Origin of the sequence: Roseiarcus sp., from assembly GCF_052145395.1 — a bacterium.
Classification (GTDB): Bacteria; Pseudomonadota; Alphaproteobacteria; order Rhizobiales; family Beijerinckiaceae; genus Roseiarcus.
The window spans coordinates 1-9,264 of the sequence record NZ_JBKQOT010000511.1 but is presented as its reverse complement, the minus strand read 5'-3'; the positions used below and the strand labels follow the sequence as shown (position 1 = coordinate 9,264).

At 65.0% G+C, this 9,264-nt stretch carries 10 protein-coding genes; 5 read left to right on the top strand and 5 right to left on the bottom strand.

From position 1 onward, the window contains the following. Positions 1-134: 134 nt before the first annotated feature. The 4 genes from ACLP25_RS17565 to purC form a co-directional block, all read right to left on the bottom strand. A complete protein-coding gene (locus tag ACLP25_RS17565; RefSeq protein WP_442470460.1) occupies positions 135-431 on the bottom strand; it encodes a hypothetical protein in 297 nt (98 codons plus the stop codon). Then, on the bottom strand, positions 400-1,239 hold the full coding sequence (locus ACLP25_RS17560; protein WP_442470459.1) for a WD40/YVTN/BNR-like repeat-containing protein: 840 nt from the start codon (positions 1,237-1,239) through the stop codon (positions 400-402). The genes ACLP25_RS17565 and ACLP25_RS17560 overlap by 32 nt, the downstream gene beginning before the upstream one ends. 3 nt (positions 1,240-1,242) lie before the next feature. Then, entirely contained in the window at positions 1,243-1,512 is a 270-nt protein-coding gene (locus ACLP25_RS17555; protein ID WP_442470458.1) for a MoaD/ThiS family protein, read from the bottom strand. A 65-nt stretch (positions 1,513-1,577) separates the two neighbouring features. Further along, positions 1,578-2,372, bottom strand: coding sequence for a phosphoribosylaminoimidazolesuccinocarboxamide synthase (gene purC, locus ACLP25_RS17550; RefSeq protein ID WP_442470457.1), 795 nt, complete (start codon positions 2,370-2,372; stop codon positions 1,578-1,580). 479 nt (positions 2,373-2,851) lie between these two features. Between purC and ACLP25_RS17545 the strand changes: the two genes are divergently transcribed. Both ACLP25_RS17545 and ACLP25_RS17540 read left to right on the top strand, forming a co-directional pair. After that, the gene (locus tag ACLP25_RS17545; protein ID WP_442470456.1) at positions 2,852-3,169 is read left to right on the top strand and encodes a DUF485 domain-containing protein; all 318 of its coding nucleotides are present in this window, start codon (positions 2,852-2,854) and stop codon (positions 3,167-3,169) included. A 5-nt stretch (positions 3,170-3,174) separates the two neighbouring features. Beyond that, on the top strand, positions 3,175-4,845 hold the full coding sequence (locus ACLP25_RS17540) for a cation acetate symporter (protein ID WP_442470461.1): 1,671 nt from the start codon (positions 3,175-3,177) through the stop codon (positions 4,843-4,845). A 250-nt stretch (positions 4,846-5,095) separates the two neighbouring features. On the opposite strand, the gene ACLP25_RS17535 is transcribed toward ACLP25_RS17540, so the two are convergent. After that, positions 5,096-5,263: a DUF1127 domain-containing protein gene (locus tag ACLP25_RS17535; RefSeq protein WP_442470455.1), complete on the bottom strand. Its 168-nt coding sequence runs from the start codon at positions 5,261-5,263 to the stop codon at positions 5,096-5,098. Between the two features lie 667 nt (positions 5,264-5,930). Here ACLP25_RS17535 and ACLP25_RS17530 point away from each other — a divergent pair. The 3 genes from ACLP25_RS17530 to ACLP25_RS17520 form a co-directional block, all read left to right on the top strand. Beyond that, positions 5,931-6,338 carry a DUF2267 domain-containing protein gene (locus ACLP25_RS17530; RefSeq protein WP_442470454.1) on the top strand — a complete coding sequence of 136 codons (408 nt, stop codon included), beginning with the start codon at positions 5,931-5,933 and terminating at the stop codon, positions 6,336-6,338. Positions 6,339-6,373: 35 nt separating this feature from the next. Continuing rightward, positions 6,374-8,203 carry a methylmalonyl-CoA mutase family protein gene (locus tag ACLP25_RS17525; RefSeq protein ID WP_442470453.1) on the top strand — a complete coding sequence of 610 codons (1,830 nt, stop codon included), beginning with the start codon at positions 6,374-6,376 and terminating at the stop codon, positions 8,201-8,203. 20 nt (positions 8,204-8,223) lie between these two features. Then, a partial coding sequence (locus tag ACLP25_RS17520; protein ID WP_442470452.1) for a methylmalonyl-CoA mutase family protein occupies positions 8,224-9,264 on the top strand: 1,041 nt, incomplete at its 3' end.

Here is a 9,264-nt window from a genome sequence, read left to right as displayed (position 1 = left end):
GTCCGGGAACGCAGCGCAAACCGCCTTCAGGCCAGACAACAGCGACGCCAAAATCTCCATCCCTAGCGTGAATCATGTTTCCCCTGATTTGTGAATCCCAAAAAATGCCCTTCTTTTAGAATTGCTGATTGCGCTCAGCCGACGAACCGGACCGCATGCGCCGGCGGGAGCGTGTGGCTCACCTCGCGCCACCGATCCCCCTGGTCTTCGCTGACATAGAGCGAGCCGGTCGTGGTGGCGAAGGCGAGGCGGTCGCCGGTGTCGTCGACCGCAAGCGCATGGCGGTAGACCACGTCGTAGGCGTGGCTTTGCGGCAGGCCGTCGCGCAGGGCCTCGAACGTCCGGCCGCCGTCGCGGGTGCGTGTGACCACGAGCTTGCCGTCGACCGGGATGCGGCGTTCATCCTTGATCGCCGGGATGAACCAGGCCATGTCCGGCGACCGCGGATGGACGGCGACCGCAAAACCGAAGGAAGATGGCTCGACGCCTTTGATCTCGATCCAGCTCGCCGAGCCGTCGTCGCTGCGGAAGATTCCGTTGTGGTGCTGAACCCACAGGCGGTCCGGCGCGCTCGGACTTTGCACAAGGCGGTGCGGGTCCTGGGTGTTCGGGTCGCGGCCCATTTGGGGGGGGCAGATAGGCGGCGAACATGCCGTCGGCGCGGCAGGCCCAGGTTTCGCCGCCATCGCGCGTCTCCCAAACGCCGCCGCAGGAGATGCCGATGCGCACAATCCCGCTGTCGCGCGGGTCGACGCAGATCGAGTGAATCGCCGGCCAGTCCGTTCCGCCGCCCATCCACTGCTGGCGCTTCGGGTCGTCCCAGAGCGCCCGGATTAGCTCCCAGCTCGCGCCGTGGTCGCGCGATCGGAACAGGCCGCCCGGGATCGTCCCGCACCACAAGAGCCCCTTTTCCTTAGGACCGCCAGTCTCGAGGGCGAAGATGTTGATCAGGCTGTAGGGAATGTCCTTGCCCCAGCCGTCGCGGTCGATAAGCCCCTCGGGCTTCGGCGGATAAACGGGCGCAGCGACCTCGTTCCAGACGCCGTTTGTTCGCCGATGCAGCTTCACGCCAAAGTGACCGTGGTTGAGGACGGCGTAGTCGTGGCCGCTGCGCGGATCGTTGAGCGCCAGCGTGACGTTGTCGCCGAGAAATTCGGCCTCAGCGATCCTCCAGCCGTCCCGCTCGCGCTCGATCCAGAACAGGCCCTTGCGGGTCGAAACAACGAGACGGTCGCTCACGGCCTAGCCTCCCGACAAAGCCTGGAGAACGTAGATAGCGCTCCCCGGAGAGATCGGGTCGGTCAAGCCGGCGCGATCGGTAAGCGGCCTGCCGTCGACCACGATCGCCACATGCCGCCGCAGCGCCGATTGGTCGTCGAGCACGTAACCGCGCAGCCGCTCGTTGTTTCGGAAAACGGTTTCGAGCGCTTCCCGCACGGTCGATCCTGCCGCCTCGCTCTCGGGGCAGTCAACGTGGCGTCGGAGGTTCGCAGTGAAGACGATGCGCGCCATGTCTAAACTTGGCGCGGTTGCGGCGCGCGATCAATCGTCGCGCGCCGATATAGCGGATTACGGCGTTACTGAACCAGTCGCGGTGCCCCGGCGCGGGGAACTTCGTTCTCCTGCACGACGCCGAGACGGCGGGCGACCTCGGTATAGGCCTCGATCATACCGCCGAGATCTTTGCGGAACCGGTCCTTGTCGAGTTTGTCGTTGGTCTTGACGTCCCACAGCCGACAGGAATCGGGGCTGATCTCGTCGGCGAGCACGATACGCATGTTGTCGCCTTCCCACAGTCGGCCGCATTCGATCTTGAAATCGACGAGCCGAATGCCGACGCCGAGGAAGAGTCCGGTCAGGAAGTCGTTGACCCGGATCTCCAGCGCCATGATGTCGTCGATCTCCTGCGGCGCGGCCCAGCCGAACGCCGTGATGTGTTCCTCCGAGACCATCGGATCATTCAGCTGATCATTCTTGTAATAAAATTCGATGATCGAGCGCGGCAACTGCGCCCCCTCCTCGAGACCGAGGCGGGTCGCCAGCGAACCGGCGGCGATGTTGCGCACGACGACCTCGAGCGGAATGATCTCGACCTCTCGAATCAGCTGCTCGCGCATGTTGATGCGGCGGATGAAGTGCGTCGGCACTCCGATGTCGTTGAGGCGCTGGAAGATGTACTCGGATATCCGGTTGTTGAGGACGCCCTTGCCCTCGATCACCTCATGCTTCTTGGCGTTGAACGCGGTCGCGTCGTCCTTGAAGTGCTGGATCAGCGTTCCAGGCTCTGGGCCTTCGTAAAGGACCTTCGCTTTGCCTTCATAGATGCGTCGGCGGCGGTTCATGCGGTGCGACCGTGGCTTGAGGAAATCCATGCGCGTGGCCTTTTCAAGTGAAATCCCGCCTTCGCCCACGTGCCGGGGACAGACAGGATATGGGGACTCGGACCGCGTAAACCAAGCATTGGTCTTGTCCGGGCCGGGGGCCAGCCCCCACACTGTAACTTAACCGATCGGGGGCGCTGGCACAAACGCTCCCTCGGCTTCGGCCGGATTCATGCCATCGTCTAGACAAACTGTTTAGTGCGGCGTGGGTCGACGCAACTCGGAATTGCAAGCAAAATGGCGAGCAGGAAGGGCCGAAGAGGCGGCCGCAACGCTTCGTTCTCCCGCCGGAAACGCCGGGTCGTTCCGGCCCGCGGGCGGCGGTCGACGCGGATTGGCGTGCGGGCGAAACGCCCGACACGGGTCGTCTCTCGGAAAGGGGCGCGCTTTAACGGGCGCGCCTTGCTCTTTTCAGGCCCTGATTCTGTGAAATGGCGTCTCAAGGCTATGGACGCTCGGGAGGTAACCCAATGGATGATTCAACCCTGAGACGGATCGAGGCCGATCCAAACTACCAGAAGCTCGTCTCCGAACGGAAATCGTTCGGCTGGACCCTCGCGATCACCATTTTAATTCTGTATTACGGTTACATCGCCATTGTCGCGTTCGCGCCCGATCTGATCGCGACCAAAGTGGCAGGCGACATCACCATCGGGATCATCATGGGCGTCGCGCTGATCCTGCTCTCGATCCTGCTCACAGGGATCTACGTCATGCGCGCCAACGGCGAATACGACGACCTGACCAACGCGATCGTCAACGCCGCCAAGATCGGGGGAAAGAAGTGAAGACCTTGTTGCGAACCGGCGCGCTTGCGGGCGCGCTCAGCCTCGCCGCCGGAGCGGCTTCCGCCGCCGGCCCCATCGAGGCTGGATCAATCCAGCCGACCAACTGGAACGCGATCATCATCTTTGTCGCCTTCGTCATCGTGACGCTCGGCATCACCTATTGGGCGGCCCGGCACACACGCACAACCAAGGACTTCTATGCCGCGGGCGGCGGCATCACCGGCTTCCAGAACGGCCTCGCTATCGCGGGGGACTACATGTCGGCCGCCTCGTTCCTCGGCATCACGGCGCTGGTCTACACGGGCGGCTATTACGGTCTGATCTATTCGATCGGCTTCCTCGTCGGCTGGCCGTTTATCATGTTCCTGATGGCCGAGCCGCTGCGTAACCTCGGCCGCTTCACCTTCGCCGACGTCGCCTCTTATCGTCTGCAGGCTACACCCATCCGCGCGATGGCGGCGACCGGCACGCTCGTCACGGTCGCCTTCTACCTGATCGCGCAGATGGTCGGCGCCGGGCAGCTTATCGAGCTGCTGTTCGGGCTGCCCTATCTCTGGGCGGTCGTCGTCGTCGGCATCCTGATGATCATCTACGTCACCTTCGGCGGCATGATCGCCACGACCTGGGTGCAGATCATCAAGGCGGGCCTCCTGCTCGGCGGCTCGACGCTGATGGCGCTGCTCGTGCTCGCCCAGTTCGGCTTTGACTTCAACGCGCTCATCGCCAAGGCGATCGAGGTCCATCCGGGCCACGACAAGATCCTCCTGCCCGGCCCGGCCGTCTCCAACCCGATCAATGCCTTTTCGCTTGGCATTGCGCTCATGTTCGGCACGGCGGGCTTGCCCCACATCCTCATGCGCTTCTTCACCGTCGGCAACGCCAAGGAGGCGCGCAAGTCGGTGTTCTGGGCGACCACCTTCATCGGCTACTTCTACATCCTGACCTTCATCATCGGGTTCGGCGCGATCGTGCTCGTCCTCACCAACCCGGCCTACCACGTTGGCGGCGATGTCACGAAGGCGCTGCTTGGCGGCGGCAACATGCCGGCGATCCACCTCGCTCAGGCGGTTGGCGGCGACCTGATGAAGGGCTTCATCGCGGCGGTCGCCTTCGCGACGATCCTGGCGGTCGTCTCGGGCCTGGCGCTGTCGGGCGCAAGCGCCGTCAGCCATGACCTCTACGCGAGCGTGTTCAAGGGCGGGTACGCGGACGAAGGCGCCGAGGTCCGGGTGTCCCGGATCACCACGATCATTCTTGGCATCGTCGCGATCCTTCTCGGCATCGTTTTCGAGAAGATCAACGTGGCTTTCATGGTTGGTCTGGCTTTCGCGGTTGCGGCGAGCGCCAACTTCCCGGTGCTGCTGCTCTCGATGCTGTGGCAGGGGCTGACGACGCGGGGCGCGGTGATCGGCGGCTTCGTCGGCGTGATCAGCGCGGTGGTGCTGACCATCGTCAGTCCTGGCATCTGGGAGGCGGTGCTGGGTTATCCGAAAGGGTCTGCGTGGTTCCCCTACGTGTCGCCGGCGCTGTTCACCATGCCGCTCTCCTTCCTCTGCTGCTGGATCTTTTCGGTCACCGACAGCTCGAAGACGGCTCAGACGGAAAAGGCGGCCTTCGAGGCGCAATACGTCCGGTCGCAGACGGGCATCGGCGCCGACACCGCGGTCGCTCACTGAGCGGACGACTTGAACCGCTCTCGATCAGCGGGCGTCCGGCTTCGGCCGGGCGCCCTTGTCGTTTTGCCGCGCGATCGGTTGGGATAATCGCATAGCGGCGTTCCTGTCTCGCGCCCCCGCCAACTCACGGTGGGACTCCCGCCCACAAGAGCGCGCCTATGCGGAGCGCAGAAAAAAAGCGGCCCTGACCGGGCCGCTTTTTGATGGACGCCGCGCCGCCGGCGAGCCGGACGAAGCGCTCGAACGCGTCTCAGTCCGCGGGGGTCATCACCGACTGGCGGACGATCGTCTCGATCTCGCCGCGGCGGATGCCGATGTCGCTGAGCTCCCGGTCGGTCAGCTGGCTTAACTCCCGCACCGCGTCGCGGTAACGGCGCCAGGCGGTGAGCTTCTCCGAAATGCTCTTCAAGTTGGTCATCGTCGTTCTCCTTGTTGGAAGGCCTGATGGGTGAACATTTGTCTGTTGCTATGCAAGGTAAGTTCTATTCGGCAGTTTGGGTAGGCGGGCGCAAAGGAGCCAGCCATGTAAATTACGCATATGTATCTTAGCCAAAAGTTTACTTTCTTCAGCATCGCGACGGCCTGTCCCTCTTACGGCGCGCGAGGTGAACCGTCGCGACGGCCCCGGTCTTCGCTTCGGCGTGAAGATCGCCAATCGTACGGCGTCGCCTTTGCGCAGATCCTCACTGGTGCGGCTGTGTCACGAATGTCATTTAAATTCATGGTGATGCGAGCAGTCCGCTGGTCCAGGGCATTGGAATCCGAATTTCGTCGGGGGCTCCGACGACGCCGTAGCGTCTTTCCCGCGGCCACATCGGGCTAAGATTGTTCTTCCGGGTTTAGTTATGTGATTCTGTCATACGCGGGCAAACGTGCGGCGCCGTAGCCGGCACGGGCGCGGATTCCCACCGTGTCTTGCGGCCGATTGCCGCATCCAGTTCGGTCGGCACAATTTGCCGCGGGCTCGCGGGGGCTTTGACGTTTCCCTTCGGGCGTCTACCAATTACTATGGCCGGCGAGCTTGCTTTTGAGCGTGCGAGCGGCGACGAGAGCCCGCGCGCCAGCGTGAACCCAAGGAGCCATGGATGGACAATGTCATCGCCCGCGTCGCCACGGTGGCGAATCTTTCTCCTGAGGTCGCGCGAAAGGCGGTGGCTTTGATCGCTGACTTCATCCAGCGCGAGGCTTCGGAGGACGGCGTCAAGGACCTGTTCGAAAAAGCGCCGGAACTGCAGGCGATCATCGCCTCGGGCGCCTCGACGGGAGGCGAAGGCATGGGTATGGGCCTGAAAGGGCTGATGGGCATCGCGGCCGGGCAGATGGGCGGCGGCGGCCTGATGGCGCTCGGCGGCGAGCTGATGGGCCTCGGCCTCAGCATGGATCAGATCCAGATCGCCGGCCGGGAGGTGTTCGCCTATGCGCGCGAAGTCGCCGGCGACCAGACGGTCGGAGAAATCGCCGCTTCGATCCCGGGGATATCGCAGTTCATCTAACGTTGTAGTTCATTCGACTTTGAAGGAGTACGGTTTTGGACGCTGAGGCAGGGGGATTTCCGGCCTGGACCGAGGCCGACTGGCGCAAGGCTGCCGAGGCGGCGCTGAAGGGGGCGAGTCTCGACAAGCTCGTTTCGAAGACGGCGGACGGTCTTCGTATCGACCCCGTCTATCCGCCGGCGGTGGGCCCGAGAGCCGTGCGCGCCGGCGGGCCCTGGAAGGTGATCGCCCGTCTCGACCATCCCGACGCGCGGGAAGCCAATGCGCAGGCGCTCGAGGATCTGTCGAACGGCGCCGATGGCCTGCAGATCGTGTTCGCCGGCGCCATCGGCGCCTATGGGTTCGGGCTGAAACGATCCGATCCGGCGACGCTGGCGGCGGCTTTCGAAGGCGTGCAATTCGACGCCGGCGCCCGCTTCGAGCTCGATCTTGGTCCAAGCGGCCCGGCCGAGGCGCTCGCTTTCGCCAACCATGTCAGGGCGACTGGCGCCGAGCCGGCCATTTGCGCCGTCTCGTTCGGGCTCGATCCGTTCGCCGTCGCGGCGCGCGGCCCGTTTCCGTCCGACTGGGCGGCTCACGTCAAGCCCTATGTCGACGCGGCCCTCGAACTGAAGTCCGGGCGGTTCAATGGCCCGTTCTTCGTCGCCGACGCGCGCAGCGTGCATGCGGCCGGCGGCTCGGCCGCTCAGGAACTCGCCTTCGCGCTTGGCGCGGGCGTCAGTCTCCTGCGCGCGCTCGGAGAGGCGGGGATCGCACCGGACAAGGCCCGCAGCTCGATCGCCTTCCGTCTCGCGTCCGACGCCGAGGAATTCGTCGAAATCGCGAAGTTTCGGGCGCTCCGCATCGTTTGGGCGCGGGTCGAGGAGGCCTGCGGGCTCGCCCCCCGCGCCCCCTACGTCCAGGCGGAGAGCGCCTGGCGGATGATGACGCGGCGCCACCCGTACCTGAACGTGCTGCGCGGAACGATCGCCGCGTTTGCGGCGGGCCTCGGCGGCGCCGACAGCGTCAGCGTGCTGCCGCACCCGCTCGCTGTGGGCTTCCCGGGCAGCCTCGCGCGGCGGCTCGCGCGCAACGGCCAGCTCGTCCTCCTGCGCGAGTCCCACCTCGGCTTCGTCGACGATCCGGCCGCCGGGGCCGGCGGTTTCGAGGCGCTGACCAAGGCGCTCTGCGACAAGAGCTGGGCGGTCTTCCAGGAGATCGAGGCGAAGGGCGGTCTGCCCGCGGCCCTCGCGGACGGCGGTTTCCAGCGCCAGGTCGCGGAGAACGCGGCGGCGCTGAGGCGTGACGTTGCGCGGATCAAGTCGCCGATCACCGGCGTCAGCGCCCACCCGCAGCTCGTCGAGGCTGCGACCGACATTGCGCCGGGCGCCCCGGAGCCGGAATTCGTCGCGGCCGCCGCGGGCGCGCTCGCCCCCTTCCGCCTCGCCGAGGCGTTCGAGGCGTTGCGCGATCAGTCGGACGCCTGCCTGCAGAAGACCGGCGCGCGGCCAAAGGCCTATCTCGTGGCGATCGGAGCGGAGCCTGTGCATCGTCGCCGTGTCGCCTACATGCGCGAATTGTTCGAGACTGGCGGCGTCCAACCCGTCTATGACGGCGAGGCTGCGACGCCTGAGGACGCCGTCGCCAAGCTGAAGGCGAGCGGCGCCGAGCTGGCCTGCCTCTGCAGCGACGACGAGACCTACGCCGCGCGCGCGGAAGCGTTCGCCACGGCGGTCAAGGCGGCCGGGGTTAAGGGCCTTACACTCGCCGGGCGTCCCGGAGACCTCGAGCAGCGCTTGCGCGCGGCCGGCGTCGATGATTTCATTTTCATGGGCGGCGACGCCGTCGCCGCGCTGAAAGGTCTCTACAAGCGAGTCGCGCCTTAGGGCCGCTCGGGAGGGGTACGATGGGCCTGATTCCCAATTTCTCGAATATTGCCTTCGCAGAGCCGGCAAACCTGCCGAGCGCGGGCGAATCCCATGGGTGGTCGACGCCGGACGGCGTCGACGTCAAGTCGTTTTACGACGAGCGCGATCGGGCAGGGCTCGATTTGTCGCACGAGTGGCCGGGGCTTGCGCCGTTCCTGCGCGGGCCCTATCCGACGATGTACGTGGCCCAGCCCTGGACCGTTCGTCAGTACGCCGGCTTCTCGACCGCCGAGAAATCGAACGCCTTCTATCGCGCCAACCTCGCCGCCGGTCAGAAGGGCCTTTCGGTCGCGTTCGATCTCGCGACCCATCGCGGCTACGATTCCGATCATCCGCGCGTGGCCGGCGACGTCGGCATGGCGGGCGTCGCGATCGATTCGATTTATGACATGCGGACCCTGTTCTTCGGCATCCCGCTCGACACGATGAGCGTGTCGATGACGATGAACGGCGCGGTGCTGCCGGTAATGGCGCTCTATATCGTCGCCGCCGAAGAACAGGGCGTGCCGATGGCCAAGTTGACCGGGACCATTCAGAACGACATTCTGAAGGAGTTCATGGTCCGCAACACCTACATCTATCCGCCAGCGGCCTCGATGCGGATCGTCTCCGACATCTTCGCCTTCACCGCGGCGAACATGCCGAAGTTCAACTCGATTTCGATCTCCGGCTATCACATGCAGGAGGCGGGGGCGACGCAGGACCTCGAACTCGCCTACACCCTCGCCGACGGCATTGAATATATCCGCGCCGGCATCGCGGCGGGCATGAACGTCGACCAGTTCGCGCCGCGCATCTCGTTTTTCTGGGCGATCGGCATGAACTTCTTCATGGAGGTCGCAAAGCTCCGCGCCGCGCGCAAGCTCTGGGCCGGCATCGTCAAGGGCTTCGGCGCCAAGTCGGACAAGTCGCTGGCTTTGCGCACCCACAGCCAGACGTCGGGCTGGTCGCTCACCGCCCAGGACCCAGACAACAACATCGTCCGCACCCAGATCGAGGCGATGGCGGCCACCCAGGGC